The sequence below is a fragment of the Aromatoleum diolicum genome, from assembly GCF_012910955.1.
Classification (GTDB): Bacteria; Pseudomonadota; Gammaproteobacteria; order Burkholderiales; family Rhodocyclaceae; genus Aromatoleum; species Aromatoleum diolicum.
In genome coordinates, this window is sequence record NZ_WTVQ01000049.1 from 1 (window position 1) to 16798 (window position 16798).

The following is a 16798-nucleotide window of genomic DNA, read 5'->3' on the forward strand; positions in this document are numbered from 1 at the left end:
GCTTCGACCTATCCGACGACTTGGTTCTGTCCGACGACTTGGTTCTGTCCGACGACTTGGATCTGTCCGACGGCTTGGATCTGTCCGTGGACTTCGCTCCCTCCGAGGGCTTCGACCTCGGCGCACGCTGCTCGCCCGGCCGTCCCGCCGGCGTATCGGCCGAGCGCTCCAGCGCGCGGGTCTTGGCAAAACCCGGCAGAAACCGCGAACGCACACCTGGCTTGCGAGCAGTGTCGGGCGACTCCACCCCGTCGGAGCTGCTGTCCGAGGACTTCACACCCAAGGTCTTGCGCGGCTCCGGCGCAGGCGGTGTAGCGCCCGCCTTGTCGGACTCGGGCGCGCCAGCGGCGACTTCACCGGGATTGCCGGCATTCTTTGAGCGTTTCATTGCAACCTGTATGTACGAAGAAAAGTCCCGCCGCGCGGGAAGGTCCAGACGAAGGGGACCGTGGAGACAAAACCGGACAGTGTGATCCGGACATTGCTGGCGCCAGCCCGCGAGTTTCCGCCAACGGGCGGCTCATGAACGATCCCGGCGCCGTGATCGGCAACGGCCTCGACCGTAGGTAACGAAGTGCGGCATCGTCGGGAGCAAGCCGGTCAAGTATATCGGGAGCCCCAGGGGCTTTCCAGCGACGCGCCCAGAATGCATTGCAGAACGCGCCGCAGCATTTCACTAGGCGAAATTAGAGCCGGCCGGTTACACTTAACGGGTTACGGAAAACCCGCAGTGACCGCGTGAGCACCAATACCCCCACCGAAACAAAAAACCCGATCCAGGTCGTCGAGCGCATGATGAAGCTGCTCGACGTACTTGCTCATCACCCGGACCCTGCACCCCTCAAGCAGATTGCCCAGGAAACCGGTCTGCACCCCTCGACCGCACACCGCATTCTCGGCGCCATGGCGCAGAGCGGCTTCGTCGAACGTGGCGACGGCGGCACCTACCGTCTCGGCATTCGCCTGCTGGAACTCGGCAGTCTGGTGAAGTCGCGCATCTCGCTGCGCGAAACAGCAATGCCGGCGATGCTCAAACTGCACGCTGCCACTGGCGAGAGCGTGAACCTCGGTATCCGCGACGGCGACGAAATCGTCTATGTCGACCGCACATCCAGTGGTCGTTCTGCCGTACGCGTAGTGCACATCGTCGGCGCCCGCGCGCCGCTGCACACCACCGCCACCGGCAAACTGTTCCTCGTCGAGGACGGTCTTGAACGGGTCCGCGACTACGCCCGCCGTACCGGCCTGCCCGGCTCGACGCCGGCATCGATCACCGAGATCGGTTCGCTGGAAAAGGAACTCGACAAGGTCCGCCGCCACGGCGTGGCCTTCGACCTTGATGAAGTGGAAAACGGCGTGCGCTGCATTGCTGCGGGGGTACGCGACGATAGCGGCGAGCTGATCGCGGGTCTGTCGGTCTCGACGCCGTCGGAACGCTTCAACCCCGACCGCGCGCCACTGGTGCGCGAAGCCGCCGACGAAATCTCACGCGCCTTGGGCTACATCAAGCCCGGTGCCCGCTGAGGGCACCACGCCAGAGCAAGGAAGGGCTGGGCTTGCCTCTCAGCCCTCGCGTGCGGCCAGCGCCGCAAGACGCTGCGCCCCTGCCGCCTCGATCCACTTCTTGACCCGCACCGCATCGGCGGTACGCGAATAACGCCCGTCCGAATCCATCAGCACGATGATGACCGGTTGCTTGAGCAGCCAGGCCTGCATTACCAGGCAACGTCCGGCTTCGCGGATGTAACCGGTCTTCGACAGGCCGATCTCCCACCCGGGACTGCGCACCAGTGAATTGGTGTTGCCGAAGCGGCGCATCCGCGAGCCGATCTGTACATAGCGTTCGGAGGTGGTGGAAAACTCCCGGATCAAGGGATACGTCGCAGCCGCCGACACCATGCGCACCAGGTCGCGCGGACTGGAAACATTCTCCGGCGTCAGCCCGGTACTGTCGCTAAAACGGGTGTCACTCAGGCCGATCATGCGTGCCTTGATGTTCATCGCCGTCACGAAGGCCGGCAAACCACCCGGATAATGGCGCGCCAACGCCGACGCGGCGCGGTTTTCCGACGACATCAGCGCCAGATGCAGCATTTCTTCGCGCGTCAGTCGCGTACCCAGGCCCAAGCGCGAACCGGTTCCCTTGAGCATGTCGATATCGTCTTCGGAAATGACGATCTCTTCCGACAGACTCTGCCCACCATCGAGCACCACCATCGCCGTCATCAGCTTCGTGATCGACGCGATCGGCAGAATGGATTCACTTTTCCTTTCGAGAATTACATGCCCGGTGGTCTGGTTGGCTACGACAAAAGCGGCAGAACGCAGGTGCGGCATGCCCAAGGCGTCCAGTTGCAGCGGCGCTTCTTCGGCACCGATCAATGGCGCCGGCGTGCGGCGAAGCGAAACTTTGCGAGTTTCGGCACGCGCCGCATACTTACGGCCGACGCGCTTCTTGACGGTCTTTTTCGCCGGGGCCTTGGCCTGCCGGGTACCCTTGCCCGCAGACGTGGAAACCTTGGAGGATGTCTGAGCATTAGCGGCAGACGCAGGGGCACTCCAGCCAGTCTGCACCAAGGCAAGACTCAGCATGGCGATCGCGAGGGTACGGAATTTCATGGGTAGACCCGGGAAAAATAAGCACGCAAGCGGGGCTTGCGCTGACACTTTCATTCTTAATTAAATTAGGCAGATATCAAGTTTTTTTGAAGTAAATTCAAAAAAATTTTTACATCGTGTCACACCAACGCACGGACCCTTACTCGGGATGACGCTCACAGGCGAATAATAAACCTCAAACTCGCAGGAATGCGGCAACCTCGTCACGGCGCGCCATCGCATCATTGAAACCGAGCTCCATCAGCGCATGGACAAACGGTGGTTCGAACAGCAGGTAGGACAGCAGCGTCGAGCCGTCACGCCGCATTGCGCCGATGCCGCGCAACACCGTGCGCAGCGCCAGTGGCAGGCTTTCGCGGTGGCGACCGGCGATCGCGTCGAGCCGCTGCGACGGCGAAATCACCAGGATTTCGATCGGACGCAGGTGGATGCCCGCCGCCTCGCGCTGCTCGGCGCTCATCGCCCCGACCGTGATGTTGATGCGTTGCAGGCGTTCGAGATCCACCGCCAGGCCATCGAGAAAAATGCTCGACAAGGCGTGCCCCGCAATCTGCGCCAGCGAAGGATAGCCTTCGGTGCGCTGCCGCCCTTCCTCAGCCAGACGCCCCGATCCGACAACCAGGATGCGTTCGGCGCCGAGGTGGATGGCAGGGCTGACCGGCGCGAGCTGGCGCATCGAACCGTCGCCGAACCACTCGCGGTTGATGCGGATCGCGGGAAACACGAACGGGATCGCGCTCGTCGCAAGCAGGTGTTCGACCCCGATCGCGGTGCGTACGCCCAGCCGCTGCGTGCGGCGCCAGGCTTCGACCTCCGGCGCCGCCTCGAAGAAGGTGAGGCTTTCGCCTGACGAATAACCGGACGCGGCCACGCTCAGCGCGTGCAGATTGCCCGCATCGATCGCGCGCTGGATGGCGGAAAAATCCAGCACTTCGTCGAGCAATTGCCGCAGCGGCGAGTTGTCGAGCAGCGAGTGCGGCGTCTGGCGCACGGCCCAGCCGAAGGTGAGGGCCGAACCCCAGCGCGCACCGGTGGCCAACAGGGCCAAGGCATCCGCGCGGTACACCTGTGCGACGTGAAACTGGCGCCAGATGCGCGCCAGTTTGCGCACCGCCATGTTGAAATCGGCGGAATACACGGCCAGCGCCGTGGCGTTGATGCCGCCGGCGGACGTACCGCACAGGATCGGAAATGGGTTGCCCGGCCGCCGGCCGCGAATCTCACGGATCGCCGACAGCACGCCGATCTGGTAAGCCGCGCGTGCGCCACCTCCGGTCAGCACCAACGCTGCCTTGCCGTCCCCCATGAAGCCCCCGGTCGATTGCGGACATCCGCGGAAAATCATGCCACGCGCCGCCGCTCCCCGAAAGGGCCGGCGGCGCGCAACATGCCTGCGCGTCGCGTCAGACCGTAGCCTGGGCCGCCTCGACAGCCGTCAGCGCGGTCATGTTGACGATCCGGCGCACGGTCGCCGACGGCGTCAGGATATGCACTGGTCGCGCCGCGCCGAGCAGGATCGGCCCCACCGTCATGCCTTCGCCTGCCGCTGTCTTGAGCAGGTTGAACGCGATGTTCGCCGCATCGAGCGTGGGGAAGATCAGCAGGTTGGCAGCTTCGCGCATGCGCGCATTGGGGAAGATGCGCAGGCGCAACTCCGCATCCAGCGCCGCGTCACCATGCATCTCACCCTCGACCTCAAGCTCCGGATGCCTTTCGTGCAGCATGCGCAGCGCCGTGCGCATCTTTTCCGAAGTCGGCGACTCGGCGCTGCCGAAGGACGAGTGCGACAACAAGGCGACCCGCGGATTCAGACCGAAGCGCGACATTTCCTCGGCCGCCAGCAGCGTCATCTCGACGATCTGTTCCGGTGAGGGATCGTAGTTCACGTAGGTGTCGGCGAGGAACAGCGTGCGCTCCGGCAGGTTCACCACGTTCAGCGTGTAGCAGTGCTGCACGCCGGGGCGCCGGCCGATCACCGTCTCGATGAAATCCAGGTGCAGGCGGTGCATGCCGTAGGTGCCGCAGATCAGGCCGTCGCCATAGCCATGCTTGAGCAGCAGTGCACCGATCAGTGTCGTGCGGCGGCGCACTTCCTTTTTCGCATACTCGACCGAAACGCCGTGACGCTCCATCAGGCTGTGGTAGTGGGTCCACAACTCCTTGAAGCGCGGATCGGAGTCGGGATTAACCAGTTCGAAGTCCTGTTCGGGACGGATACGCAGACCGAAACGCTCGACGTTGCTGGTGATGACTTCTGGCCGGCCAATCAGGATCGGACGGGCGAGACCTTCGTCGACGACAGTCTGCACCGCGCGCAGCACGCGCTCGGATTCGCCCTCGGCGAAGATGATGCGCTGGGCGGTGCCGCGCGCGGCGGAGAACACCGGCTTCATGATGAGGCCGGAGTGCCACACGAAGTTGTTGAGCTGGCTGCGGTACGCATCCCAGTCGGTGATCGGACGGGTGGCCACGCCCGAGGCCATGCCCGCTTCGGCCACCGCCGGGGCAATCTTCACGATCAGGCGCGGGTCGAAGGGGCGTGGGATGATGTACTCGGGACCAAAGCCGGACACCTTTTCACCGTACGCGGCGGCGACGATGTCGCTCTGCTCGGCACGCGCCAGTTCGGCAATGGCCTTCACGGCCGCAAGCTGCATTTCGTCGGTGATCGTCGTGGCGCCGACGTCGAGCGCGCCACGGAAGATGAACGGGAAGCACAGCACGTTGTTGACCTGGTTCGGATAGTCCGACCGGCCTGTGGCGATGATCGCATCGCTACGCACCTCCTTGACCAGTTCCGGCAGGATTTCCGGGGTCGGGTTGGCGAGCGCGAGGATCATCGGATTCGCCGCCATCTTCGCCACCATCTCGGGCTTGAGTACGCCGCCCGCCGACAGGCCGAGAAACACGTCCGCCCCCTCGATCACCTCAGTGAGCTTGCGCGCGTCGGTGCGTTTGGCGTAGCGCGCCTTGATCGGATCCATCAGCGTGGTACGCCCCTCGTAGACGACGCCTTCGAGGTCGGTGACCCAGATGTTTTCGACCGGGATGCCGAGCTTTTCGAGGAGTCCCAGGCATGCCAGCGCCGCCGCGCCGGCACCGGAGGTCACCAGCTTGACCTGCTTCAGGTCCTTGCCCAGCAGATGCAGGCCATTGAGCAGCGCGGCGCCGACGACGATCGCGGTGCCGTGCTGGTCGTCATGAAACACCGGTATCTTCATCCGCTCGCGCAGCCGCGATTCGATGTAGAAGCATTCCGGCGCCTTGATGTCTTCGAGGTTGATGCCGCCGAAGGTCGGCTCGAGCGCCGCGATCATGTCGATGAGCTTGTCCGGATCGTTCTCGGCAATCTCCAGATCGAACACGTCGATGCCGGCGAACTTCTTGAACAGCACGCCCTTGCCTTCCATTACCGGCTTCGCGGCCAGCGGGCCGATGTTACCCAGACCGAGGACCGCAGTGCCGTTGGTAACGACGCCGATCAGGTTGCTGCGCGCGGTCAGCGTCGCGGCTTCGGCGGGATCTTCGACGATGGCGTCGCAGGCCGCGGCGACGCCCGGCGAATAGGCCAGCGACAAGTCGCGTTGGTTGCTGAGAACCTTGGTAGGAGTGACCGAGATCTTGCCCGGACGGGGATTGCGGTGATATTCGAGCGCCGCAGCGCGGATGTGTTCGTCCATGTGATGTCCCGTATTGTTGTAATCAAACCGACGGCTGGCGCCGGCCCTCTCCCGAGTGCGTAATGATGCTCCGGATTTGCGCATCGAAACAGTCCCGGAATGGACAGCAATTCGCCCTCGCGAAGAACCCCTTTTCCGTCAGGCACCCAGCCGTGGCATAATATTAGGCTTTCGCCGACTGCGGTTTACCCTAGTAGTTTCCGCAAGACGCCCATCCAAGAAGGTCCAAAGACCCGCCTTCGAACCCGCCGGAAACAAGGCTGCAAGCTCTACCGACGGGACCGGTTTCGCAAGTGCAATCTGGAGAGTTTGTCACCATGAATCAACGCTGTTCCGCAGAGGCCGTGATGGCCAGCGCACCCGCATACGTCCGCCACGAAGGCCTCAAGAAGTGGGTCGCGGAAATCGCCGCACTGACCGAGCCTGAGCGTGTCGTCTGGTGCGACGGCTCGGTCGAGGAATACGACCGCCTGTGCGCCGAGATGGTCCAGGCGGGGATGCTGATCAAGCTGAATCCGGAAAAGCGCAAGAACTCCTACCTCGCGTGGTCCGATCCGTCGGACGTCGCGCGCGTCGAAGATCGCACCTACATCTGCTCGCAGAACAAGGACGACGCCGGCCCCACGAACAACTGGGAAGACCCGGCCAAGATGCGCAAGACCCTGAACGAGCTGTTCGCGGGCTGCATGCGCGGTCGCACGCTGTACGTGATCCCGTTCTCGATGGGCCCGCTCGGCTCGCCGATCGCCCACATCGGCGTCGAGATCTCCGACAGCCCGTATGTCGTCACCAACATGCGCACGATGACGCGCATGGGTCGCGCGGTGATTGACGTGCTCGGCGCCGACAGCCCGTTCGTACCCTGCGTGCATACAGTCGGCGCCCCGCTCGGCCAAGGCGAGAAGGACTCCCGCTGGCCCTGCAACCCGGACACCAAGTACATCGTCCATTACCCCGAAACGCGCGAGATCTGGTCCTACGGCTCGGGCTACGGTGGCAACGCGCTGCTGGGCAAGAAGTGCTTCGCGCTGCGCATCGCCTCGACGATGGCGCGCGACGAAGGCTGGCTCGCCGAACACATGCTGATCCTCGGCGTCGAATCGCCCGAAGGCGAGAAGACCTATGTCGCGGCCGCCTTCCCGTCGGCCTGCGGCAAGACCAACTTCGCCATGCTGATCCCGCCGAAGAGCTTCAACGGCTGGAAGATCACGACGATCGGTGACGACATCGCGTGGATCAAGCCGGGCAAGGACGGCAAGTTCTACGCCATCAACCCGGAAGCGGGCTTCTTCGGCGTCGCCCCGGGCACATCGGAAAAGACCAACTTCAACGCGATGGCGACGCTCAAGGAAAACATCATCTTCACCAACGTCGCGCTGACCGACGATGGCGACGTGTGGTGGGAAGGCATGAGCAAGGAAGCCCCCGCGCACCTGATCGACTGGCAGGGCAAGGACTGGACGCCGGAACTCGCCAAGGAAACCGGCCGCAAGGCAGCGCATCCGAATTCGCGCTTCACGGCGCCGGCCGCGCAGTGCCCGTCGATCGACCCGAACTGGGAAGATCCCGCCGGCGTGCCGATCTCGGCCTTCATCTTCGGCGGCCGTCGCGCCACCACCGTGCCGCTGGTGTACGAAGCGTTCAACTGGAACTTCGGCGTCTACATGGCCGCCACGCTCGGCTCGGAAACCACCGCTGCGGCCTTCGGCGCCCAGGGCGTTGTGCGCCGCGACCCGTTCGCGATGCTGCCGTTCTGCGGTTACCACATGGGCGACTATTTCAACCACTGGCTGAAGATGGGGCACGTGGTCGAAGACACCCCGCGGATTTTCTGCGTGAACTGGTTCCGCCTGAACGAGAAGGGCGAGTTCATGTGGCCGGGCTTCGGCGAGAACATGCGCGTGCTGAAGTGGATCGTCGATCGCGTGCGTGGTCGTGTCGGCGGCAAGGAATCCGCGCTCGGCTGGATGCCCAAGTTCGAGGACATCGACTGGACCGGCAACGACGTCACGAAGGAGCAGTTCGACGCGCTGACCGCGGTCGATGCCGATGCGTGGAAGAAGGAGCTTGAGCTGCACAAGGAGTGGTTCGACAAGTTGCAGGATCGCCTGCCGCGCGAACTCGTACTCAAGCGCGAGCTGTTCGAGCTGACCCTGTCGGTCTGACGACTGTCGGCCACCGGCCGGCCATGACTGCAAAAGCGCCGCCGGTCGGCGCTTTTGCTTTTTCACCACCTACAATTCCTGCTGCAACCGTTCGCATCGCATCCGCACAAGGAAAACCATGACTCCGCATCTTGCCCGCCGCACGGCCGACATCCAGCCCTTCCATGTGATGGAACTGCTGCGGCGCGCGCGCGAACTCGAAGCGCAGGGGCGCGACATCATCCACATGGAAGTCGGCGAACCGGACTTCCCCACCCCGCAGCCGATGATCGACGCCGCGACGCGTTTCCTGACGAGCGGCGACGTCCATTACACCGCTGCGCTGGGCCTGCCGCAGTTGCGCGAGGCGATTGCGCGCTTCTACCACGATCGGTTCGGTGCAGACGTGGCGCCCGAGCGCATCATCGTCACGCCGGGGGCATCGGGAGCACTGATGCTGGCGCTCGCGGCGACCACCGACCCGGGCGACGAATGGCTGCTACCCGATCCGGGCTACCCGTCGAACCGCCATATCGTGCGCAGCTTCGAAGGCGTGGCACGCGCGCTGCCGGTGAATGCCGACACGCGCTTTCAGCCCACACCGGCGCAGGTCGGCGGCGCTTGGACACCGCGCACGCGCGGGTTGATCGTTGCCACCCCGTCGAACCCGACCGGCACACTGCTCGACGCGGCGGAACTCGCAGCGCTGCGCGCCGCGGTGCTGGCACGCGGCGGCACGCTGATCGTCGATGAGATCTATCAGGGGCTCACCTATGGCGTCGATTCGAGCACCGTGCTGCGCTCGATGGACGACGTCTTCGTGGTGAACAGCTTCTCGAAGTATTTCGGCATGACGGGCTGGCGCCTGGGCTGGCTGGTGGCGCCGAGCGCCTATGTGCGCGAGATCGAGAAGCTCGCGCAGCATTTCTTCATTTCCCCATCGACCCCGGCACAGCATGCCGCGCTCGCCGCGTTCGCGCCTTCGACGATCGACATTCTGGAAGCGCGCCGCAACGAATTCGCCACGCGCCGCGACACCCTGTTGCCGGCCTTGCGCCAGCAGGGTTTCATCGTCGCCGCGGAACCGCAGGGAGCGTTCTACATCTACGCGGATATTTCGCAACTGGCCGCCGACAGCGAGCAGTTCGCGCAGCGCCTGATCGAGGAAGTCGGCGTCGCAGCCACGCCGGGACTCGACTTCGGCGACAACCAGCCACGCCGCCACCTGCGCATCGCCTACACGAACCGCCAGGAACGCCTGCTGGAAGCGGTCGAACGCCTCGCCCGCCTGCGGGCCTGAGTTCGACCGCGCGGAAGACTCAGACGCCGGTCACGGCCGCAGTACCGGTGCCGCGGCCCGCAGCCGCCATCAGGCGCTTTTTCATCGCGAGCACCTTGTTGGCGTAGCTCGCATTCGGATCGCGCAGCGCACCACCGTAGTACTGCAGCGCCGCCTGAAGGCTGCCGAAGCGCTGCAAGCCTTCGACCAGCACCTGCGTGCCGACCCGGATGTTGAGCATCGGATCGAAGAGCGCGTCCTCGTGGGCGCCGTGGCCGATCTTGTCCAGGTGGAAGCGCGGAATTACCTGCATCAGGCCCTGCGCGCCCATGTTGCTCTCGGCGAACGGATTGAAGCTCGATTCGATCGCCATCACCGCAACGATCAGCAGCGGATCGATGCCGAGCTTGCGCCCGCTGGTTTCGGCGGCTGCCAGCAGCGGCTCGAGGGAGCGTGTCGACAGCTTGTAGCGACCGGCGACGAAATCCCGCACGCGCTGCATTTCTGCCGACAAGGTCATCGAAGTCTGCACCCGATGCGCGCGCGGGGGCTCGGGCTCGGCCACCTCGGCGACCTGAATCACGGGTGCCGGCGACCGGGATTCGATGACCCCGACGTCAGCGTAGCTCACGGGATCGTTCTGCAGATACGCGGCGCCGACGCAGGCCAGTATGACGAGACCGGCCAGTGACAAACCGCCATGGACGAAATGAACGAAAAACGCGGCCGCGTCGTTGAGCAAACGGCCAGAATGAGTTGCGTGACTCATGGTACCTCCCTGCTGTGACTTGGACCCATCGCCCGCGACGCAAGCGCCGCCTGACCGGCCAACTGCCCGGTGGTCGAAGAACCCGTCTTCAGTGGTTGTTCAGGTCCGCCATCGCAACCAGAAGGCGTACCCAGCGGGATCGGCACCGCATTAACTGCGCCACCTTGCGGCCCCGTAGTCGATTCTGACTCACGGTGCCGCCCCGCATCCAATTTGCACAAAAGCATTGCTGCACTGCACCAACGCCTTTACTGTATTGATTTACTTGAGAATCGTCAATCCCGTGCCTGTCGAAAACCGGGGCAGGAGCCCCACCGGACGACGCAATCTTGCACAAGGCGTGAGTTTCCCGGGAGACAGGAAATTGTCACAAAACGTGTTTCAGGCCCCCGAAACGGCCGTCAAACAGGTCCGCAAAGGACTTTTGGCAGGCCGGGCACGCCCCGCAAATACGCCCAGTCGAAACACGGCCCGGGGTCGGTCTTGCGACCCGGGGCGATGTCCGAATGCCCCACCACTGCCTCGATCGGGTAGTGAGCACACAACACGCACAGCAGCGCCGCGAGGCGCTCGTACTGCACCAGCTCGAATGCCCGGGTGTCGCAGCCTTCGAGCTCGATGCCGATGGAAAAGTCGTTGCAGCGCTCGCGCCCACGCCAGTTCGACGTGCCAGCGTGCCACGCGCGCGCATCGGTCGACACGAACTGCAACAGTGCGCCGTCGCGCCGGATAAAGAAATGCGCCGATACGCGCAGATCGCAAATCGTCGCGTAGTAGGGATGCGCGCAGGGGTCGAGGGTGTTGGTAAACAAGGCCTCCACGCCGGTGCCACCAAACTCGTCCGGCGGCAGACTGATCGCGTGCACGACAATCAGATTCACGCCGGTCCCGTCCGGGCGCGCATCGAAATTCGGCGACGCACATCGCATCGCGCCAGACAGCCAGCCGTCGCGCAGACGAAGCATGCGGATTTCCTCAAACATACGGATTGCCGAGCGAACAGCTCGCCGTCAGGCGTGCCGCTTCGCGGCCCGCACGGGCTTTGCTTTGGAAGGCGGCCGTGCGCCGCCATGCGCCGGTTTCACTGCGGACAGCGGACGGCGGGGGCTTGCTGACAGCGGCACCCCCGGCTGGTGGCGTGGCACCAGGCAATTCGGACCGTTGCCGATCAGGTCGGCGCGACCCATCTGCTGCAGCGCCTCTCGGATCAGCGGCCAGTTCTCGGGGTCGTGCCAGCGCAGCAGCGCCTTGTGCAGCTTGCGCAGCTTGCCGGAGCGTGCGGTTTCGACCACTTCGGATTCCGCCGACACCTTGCGCAGCGGGTTCCTGCGGCTGTGGTACATCGTCGTTGCCATCGCCATCGGCGTCGGCATGAAGGTCTGCACCTGGTCGGGCTTGAAACCGTTTTTCTTCAGCCACAGAGCAAGGTTCAGCATGTCCTCGTCGGTGGTGCCGGGGTGCGCTGCGATGAAGTACGGCACGAGATGCTGCTTCTTGCCCGCCTGTTGCGAGTACTTCTCAAACATTTCGGCGAATTTTTCGTAAGTGCCGATACCGGGCTTCATCATCTTCGACAGCGGCCCCTCTTCGGTATGCTCCGGCGCGATCTTCAGCAGGCCGCTGACGTGGTGAGTGACCAGTTCCTTGACGTATTCCGGCGAGCGTACCGCGAGGTCGTAACGCAGCCCCGAGCCGATCGTCACCCGCTTGACGCCCGGAAGCGCGCGCGCCTTGCGATACAGCGAGATCAGCGGCGCGTGGTCGGTGGCGAGGTTCTCGCAGATGCCCGGGTAAACGCAGGACAGGCGACGGCACGAGGACTCGATCTTCGGATCCTTGCACGCCATGCGGTACATGTTCGCGGTCGGGCCGCCGAGGTCGGTGATGTGGCCCTTGAAGCCCGGCGTCTTGTCGCGGATCTCCTCGATCTCGTGCAGGATCGACGCTTCCGAGCGGCTCTGGATGATGCGCCCCTCGTGCTCGGTGATCGAGCAGAAAGTGCAGCCGCCGAAGCAGCCGCGCATGATGTTGATCGAAAACTTGATCATGTCCCAGGCCGGGATACGCGCGTCACCGTAGGAAGGATGCGGCTGGCGCGCATACGGCAGACCGAAGACGAAATCCATCTCCGGGGTGGTCAGCGGGACCGGCGGCGGGTTCAGCCACACGTCGCGCCGGCCCGCCCCTTCGCCATGGGCCTGCACCAGCGCGCGTGCGTTGCCGGGGTTGGATTCGAGGTGGAACACGCGCGAGGCGTGCGCGTACATCACCGGATCGGCGCTGACCGCTTCATAAGAAGGGAGCCGCACGACGGTCTTGCCGCGTTGCGCGCGCCGCGCAGCGACGCGCTCGGCGGCGGGCACGATGCGCACCGGCTGGGCGCCTTCTGCCGCCACGGGCGCAGCCGCCTTTTCAGGCTCCATCGCGTACGGGTCCGGATGCGGCTCGATATGCCCGGGACGATCGAGCGCGAGCGAATCCTGTTCGCTCCAGTCGGCATCGGGCAGCCAGCCCGGCTTCACCATGAACGCGGTGCCGCGCAGGTCGCGGATCGCTTCGATCGGCTCGCCGTCAGCGAGGCGGTGTGCAAGTGCGACCAACGCACGCTCGGCGTTGCCGAACAGCAGCAGATCGGCTTTTGAATCCGGCAGCACCGAGCGGCGCACCTTGTCGGACCAGTAGTCGTAGTGGGCGATGCGGCGCAGCGAGGCTTCGATGCTGCCGATGACGATGTTGGCGTCGGGGAAGGCTTCGCGCGCGCGCTGCGCATACACCGTCACGGCGCGGTCGGGCCGCTTGTCCGCTGCGGCGCCCGGCGTATAGGCGTCCTCGGAGCGGATCTTGCGGTCGGCGGTGTAGCGGTTGACCATCGAATCCATGTTGCCCGCGGTGATGCCGAAGAACAGACGCGGCTTGCCCAGTGCGCGGAAGGGCTCGGCGCTCTTCCAGTCGGGCTGGCTGATGATGCCGACACGGAAGCCCTGCGCTTCGAGCAGTCGCCCGATGAGCGCCATGCCGAAGCTCGGATGGTCGAGGTAGGCATCACCGGTGACCAGCACGACGTCGCATGTGTTCCACCCAAGCGCGCGCATCTCGGCGCGCGACATCGGCAGGAAGGGGGCAGGCGTGGCCGGCGGCCGGGCACGCGTGAAGATGGGTTCGGGTACGCTCATGATGCGGCGGATTGTAGCGCCAGTGCTGCGCTCCGAGCCGGCGCAAAACGCCGACGTTACAACTTGACGAACGCTGCGGCGGGCCCCACCTGTCCGCGCTCGATGACGCCTGCAATGACGTCCATCGCTCGCCCGCTCAGGCCTGTCGGGGACCGGCGTGAAGGCTCGCATCACGGTGCACTTCGTCGAGCAGCCAGGCGCGGAACGCGGCGACCGGCGCTTGTGCGGCGACCGCCCCGTGCGTCACGATGTAATACGCGAAGCGTCGCCGCACGCTGATGTCAAAGGGTGCGACGAGGCGCCCGGCGGCAATCTCGGCGGCGACCAGCGGTTTCGACAGCAGGGCGACGCCGAGTCCGTCCAGGGCCGCGGCAATTGCGAGGCCGGAGTCGCTGAAGTGCAGCCCCGTCCCGGCGTTCACTCCGCTGACCCCGGCCACCTGCAACCACTCTGCCCACGTCTGGCGTTCGCGCGCATCGGGAACGGTGTCGTCGTGAATCAGGTTGTGGCGTCTCAGGTCCTCGGGCCGACGCAAGGGAATCTTCGCGCGCAGCAGCGACGGGCTGCACACGGCGGTGTATTCCGGCTCGAACAGCCAGTCGGTGTGATAGCCCGGATAACGGCCGGAACCGAAACGGACCCAGACCTCACCGTCCGCGCGCTGGCCCGCCACCTCCTGACCATGACTGCCGGGTTCGGCGGCGTCGATCGCCTTCATCGAGCTCGCCAGATGCAGTTCGATCTGTGGTTGCAGAAGCGCGAATCCGTGTAGCCGCGGCACCAGCCAGCGCGATGCGAACGACGGCGGCGCGACCACGACCAGCCGCGAACTTGGCCGCAGCGCACGCACCGCCTCGACCGAGGCCGCGATGTTGGCCATCGCCTCGCGCAGCTTCGGCAGCATCGCCGCGCCTTCCGGCGTCAACTCGAGCGCGCGTGTCAGGCGGCGGAACAGCATCACGCCCAGATCGTGTTCGAGGCCGCGGATCTGATGACTGATCGCGGTCGGCGTGACCGATAGCTCTTCGGCGGCACGTTTGAAGCTGAGATGGCGCGCCGCGACTTCGAAGGCACGCAAAGCATTCAGTGGGGGGAGTCGGGCCGACATATGGATGAATTTTTCTAAGCCATCACATGATGAACGATCGTTTGTTGCGACGCAATACCGCGATTAGATTGGCGCCGTGCCCACACGATGGGACCAACGTCAAGGAGCCGCAAAATGGACAAGGACTATACGTTTTACCAAGGCAGGATTCGCGAAGCCCAACGGCTGCGCGACGAAGCCCTCGGCGAACTGCTCGCTGCCGGATGGACCAATACGAAGCACCTCGTCGTCCGTGCGTACCATGCGGTGCTCGGCCTGCTGCACTCGCATCACCCGGTTCACCACTGAGCAGTGCCGCGTCCAGCCTTCATCAGTCGCCCGCGCCGCGCCGGAGATCCCGACGCCGGCGCAGGACGATGATGCCGTAGATCAACGCATTGACGAGCAGCACGAAGAGTCCGAGCCCGATCTGCACCTCATAAGTCAGCGCCGCCGGATAGATCAGCGGCAGCAGATAGTGCTCGAGGAAGCCTTCCGCGTAGCCTGCCTCGCCGGCCGCACGGCGCAACGCGTTCTCGAGCGGCGTCAGCGGACAGATCCCGCCAACGAATTCTATCCCCGCCCCCCAGGCCACCACCGGCAGATGCAGCCATGCGACGCGCGGGTGGCGCAGCACCAGCAAACCGCCTGCGATCACGAACACGATGAACGCGAAGTGGATCAGTACGACAAGGTCGGCGGCAAGGCGCGCGAACATTCGCTCTCCCAAATCAGTCTGCTACGGTGCTGACCGGCGAGGCCTCAAAATGTTGCAGCGGGCGGAACGCGACGTCAGGCAGCTTTACACGATGCCCCGCACCGACTAACTCGCACGGAACACGCGGACGCCCAGCAGCACTCCGATCACCAGCAGCACGATTCCGGCCGCTTCCGCCAAGCCAGGCCAGCGGCCGTACCAGAGAAAGGCATAGAGCAGCGCCGCGAGCGTCTCGAATACGATCAGCTGACCGGCCAGCGCCGGCGGCAACAAATGGCTCGCGCGGTTCCACAAGAGCGTGCCGAGCCACGACGCGGCCAGCCCGACCAGCAGCATCAGGCCGACGAAGGCCAGCGGCCGCGGCCCGAACGGCCACTGGAAGCCGGTGCCGGGCGCTTCGAAGAGTCCCTGCCAGGCGGCAAAGCCGACCGCCGCGAGCAAGGCCAGCGGCAAGGTCGCGAGCCCCTGCGCGGTCGCCCAGACGCGTGACAGCCCCGCTCCCCGCGCGCGCAGCCAGCGGGCGTTGCGGATCGGGTACCAGGTCCAGGATGCGACGGCACACACGCCCAGCAGCAGACCCAGCGCATAGCGAACGCCGCCTCCGGATTCGCCAGAGGAAGCCGCGGCCACATTCGCGGACGGCTCGAACTGCACCACCAGCAGGCCGCCAAGGATCACCACCAGCGGCAGGGCCAGTTGCCGCCACGGCACGACGTCGGCCGCATTGCCGGCGCGGCCTTCGATGAGATTCGCACAGATCGCGATCACCACCGGCAGCGTGCCGATCATCAGCGTCGGCACCGGCGCACCGGCAAGCTGGATGGCGCTGGCGAGCGTCGTGTAATAGATCAGGTTGCCGACCAGCGCGAGCTTCGTCGCCTCGATCCAGTCGGCGCGCGTGAGTCGCGCCAGCGCCGCGCGGTCGATCCACGCCAGCCCGATTGCAAGCACGCCGAAGGCGATGTAGCGGCCAAATGCCAGCACGATGCCAGGATACTCATCAAGCATCAGCGGCACGACGAACACGAGCCCCCACAACAGCCCCGCACCAAGCGCGGCGAGCAAGCCTGCCAGCATGAATCCGTCCAGGAAATCGAAGCGGCGAAGTGTGCCATGCAACGATCAGCGCGGCACGCCGCAGGGTGATCACATAAAGCGTGCCGGCCTGTGCGATCCAGCCGCACCCCACGCCGAATGGCTCACCCGTTCGGCTCTGCTATGCTGCCAGCGACATGAAGCCAGCTCATCCCGGACCTGAAAATCCCTCGCCGCGCATAGCGGCAAGGCTTGCTACCATCGCCTCACATCATCCCGAACAAGAACCGGAGA

14 protein-coding genes are annotated in these 16798 nt (G+C 64.8%); 5 read left to right on the plus strand and 9 right to left on the minus strand.

The window, feature by feature from the left end; genetic code table 11:
• Positions 1-473: hypothetical protein (locus GPA25_RS23880; RefSeq protein WP_211163249.1), on the plus strand; the 473-nt coding region annotated here is incomplete at its 5' end.
• A gap of 319 nt (positions 474-792) precedes the next feature.
• Complete coding sequence (locus tag GPA25_RS20185; protein ID WP_211163251.1) at positions 793-1524, plus strand: IclR family transcriptional regulator; 732 nt, start codon at positions 793-795, stop codon at positions 1522-1524.
• A gap of 39 nt (positions 1525-1563) precedes the next feature.
• Here GPA25_RS20185 and GPA25_RS20190 read toward each other — a convergent pair whose 3' ends face one another.
• From GPA25_RS20190 to GPA25_RS20200, 3 genes are all read right to left on the minus strand, one after another.
• A complete protein-coding gene (locus tag GPA25_RS20190) occupies positions 1564-2619 on the minus strand; it encodes a serine hydrolase (RefSeq protein ID WP_169262206.1) in 1056 nt (351 codons plus the stop codon).
• Between the two features lie 175 nt (positions 2620-2794).
• On the minus strand, positions 2795-3925 hold the full coding sequence (locus tag GPA25_RS20195) for a patatin-like phospholipase family protein (RefSeq protein ID WP_169262229.1): 1131 nt from the start codon (positions 3923-3925) through the stop codon (positions 2795-2797).
• Positions 3926-4022: 97 nt separating this feature from the next.
• The gene (locus GPA25_RS20200) at positions 4023-6299 is read right to left on the minus strand and encodes an NADP-dependent malic enzyme (protein WP_169262207.1); all 2277 of its coding nucleotides are present in this window, start codon (positions 6297-6299) and stop codon (positions 4023-4025) included.
• Positions 6300-6616: 317 nt separating this feature from the next.
• Here GPA25_RS20200 and GPA25_RS20205 point away from each other — a divergent pair, with 317 nt between their 5' ends.
• A complete protein-coding gene (locus tag GPA25_RS20205; RefSeq protein ID WP_169262208.1) occupies positions 6617-8464 on the plus strand; it encodes a phosphoenolpyruvate carboxykinase (GTP) in 1848 nt (615 codons plus the stop codon).
• A 118-nt stretch (positions 8465-8582) separates the two neighbouring features.
• Complete coding sequence (locus tag GPA25_RS20210) at positions 8583-9743, plus strand: pyridoxal phosphate-dependent aminotransferase (RefSeq protein WP_169262209.1); 1161 nt, start codon at positions 8583-8585, stop codon at positions 9741-9743.
• Positions 9744-9762: 19 nt separating this feature from the next.
• Here the strand turns inward: GPA25_RS20210 and GPA25_RS20215 are convergent, their stop codons facing one another.
• The 4 genes from GPA25_RS20215 to gcvA form a co-directional block, all read right to left on the minus strand.
• Positions 9763-10491 carry a lytic transglycosylase domain-containing protein gene (locus tag GPA25_RS20215; RefSeq protein ID WP_169262210.1) on the minus strand — a complete coding sequence of 243 codons (729 nt, stop codon included), beginning with the start codon at positions 10489-10491 and terminating at the stop codon, positions 9763-9765.
• 401 nt (positions 10492-10892) lie between these two features.
• Positions 10893-11456, minus strand: coding sequence for a 1,6-anhydro-N-acetylmuramyl-L-alanine amidase AmpD (ampD, locus tag GPA25_RS20220; RefSeq protein ID WP_169262211.1), 564 nt, complete (start codon positions 11454-11456; stop codon positions 10893-10895).
• Between the two features lie 45 nt (positions 11457-11501).
• On the minus strand, positions 11502-13598 hold the full coding sequence (locus GPA25_RS20225; protein ID WP_246265937.1) for a YgiQ family radical SAM protein: 2097 nt from the start codon (positions 13596-13598) through the stop codon (positions 11502-11504).
• Positions 13599-13800: 202 nt separating this feature from the next.
• On the minus strand, positions 13801-14772 hold the full coding sequence (gene gcvA, locus GPA25_RS20230; protein WP_169262213.1) for a transcriptional regulator GcvA: 972 nt from the start codon (positions 14770-14772) through the stop codon (positions 13801-13803).
• Positions 14773-14886: 114 nt separating this feature from the next.
• On the opposite strand from gcvA, the gene GPA25_RS20235 reads away from it, so the two are divergent.
• The gene (locus GPA25_RS20235) at positions 14887-15060 is read left to right on the plus strand and encodes a hypothetical protein (RefSeq protein WP_169262214.1); all 174 of its coding nucleotides are present in this window, start codon (positions 14887-14889) and stop codon (positions 15058-15060) included.
• A 22-nt stretch (positions 15061-15082) separates the two neighbouring features.
• On the opposite strand, the gene GPA25_RS20240 is transcribed toward GPA25_RS20235, so the two are convergent.
• Both GPA25_RS20240 and GPA25_RS20245 read right to left on the minus strand, forming a co-directional pair.
• A complete protein-coding gene (locus GPA25_RS20240; protein ID WP_169262215.1) occupies positions 15083-15469 on the minus strand; it encodes a DUF2784 domain-containing protein in 387 nt (128 codons plus the stop codon).
• Between the two features lie 105 nt (positions 15470-15574).
• On the minus strand, positions 15575-16546 hold the full coding sequence (locus GPA25_RS20245) for a DMT family transporter (RefSeq protein ID WP_169262216.1): 972 nt from the start codon (positions 16544-16546) through the stop codon (positions 15575-15577).
• Positions 16547-16798: the final 252 nt, after the last annotated feature.

What these genes read in the sequence shown, in the direction of transcription:
- GPA25_RS20185 (WP_211163251.1), top strand. Translation starts at nt 793, where the DNA reads ATGATGAAGCTGCTCGACGTACTTGCTCATCACCCGGACCCTGCACCC.
- GPA25_RS20190 (WP_169262206.1), bottom strand. Translation starts at nt 2,619, where the DNA reads ATGAAATTCCGTACCCTCGCGATCGCCATGCTGAGTCTTGCCTTGGTG.
- GPA25_RS20195 (WP_169262229.1), bottom strand. Translation starts at nt 3,925, where the DNA reads ATGGGGGACGGCAAGGCAGCGTTGGTGCTGACCGGAGGTGGCGCACGC.
- GPA25_RS20200 (WP_169262207.1), bottom strand. Translation starts at nt 6,299, where the DNA reads ATGGACGAACACATCCGCGCTGCGGCGCTCGAATATCACCGCAATCCC.
- GPA25_RS20205 (WP_169262208.1), top strand. Translation starts at nt 6,617, where the DNA reads ATGAATCAACGCTGTTCCGCAGAGGCCGTGATGGCCAGCGCACCCGCA.
- GPA25_RS20210 (WP_169262209.1), top strand. Translation starts at nt 8,583, where the DNA reads ATGACTCCGCATCTTGCCCGCCGCACGGCCGACATCCAGCCCTTCCAT.
- GPA25_RS20215 (WP_169262210.1), bottom strand. Translation starts at nt 10,491, where the DNA reads ATGAGTCACGCAACTCATTCTGGCCGTTTGCTCAACGACGCGGCCGCG.
- ampD (WP_169262211.1), bottom strand. Translation starts at nt 11,456, where the DNA reads ATGCTTCGTCTGCGCGACGGCTGGCTGTCTGGCGCGATGCGATGTGCG.
- GPA25_RS20225 (WP_246265937.1), bottom strand. Translation starts at nt 13,598, where the DNA reads ATGTCGCGCGCCGAGATGCGCGCGCTTGGGTGGAACACATGCGACGTC.
- gcvA (WP_169262213.1), bottom strand. Translation starts at nt 14,772, where the DNA reads ATGTCGGCCCGACTCCCCCCACTGAATGCTTTGCGTGCCTTCGAAGTC.
- GPA25_RS20235 (WP_169262214.1), top strand. Translation starts at nt 14,887, where the DNA reads ATGGACAAGGACTATACGTTTTACCAAGGCAGGATTCGCGAAGCCCAA.
- GPA25_RS20240 (WP_169262215.1), bottom strand. Translation starts at nt 15,469, where the DNA reads ATGTTCGCGCGCCTTGCCGCCGACCTTGTCGTACTGATCCACTTCGCG.
- GPA25_RS20245 (WP_169262216.1), bottom strand. Translation starts at nt 16,546, where the DNA reads ATGCTGGCAGGCTTGCTCGCCGCGCTTGGTGCGGGGCTGTTGTGGGGG.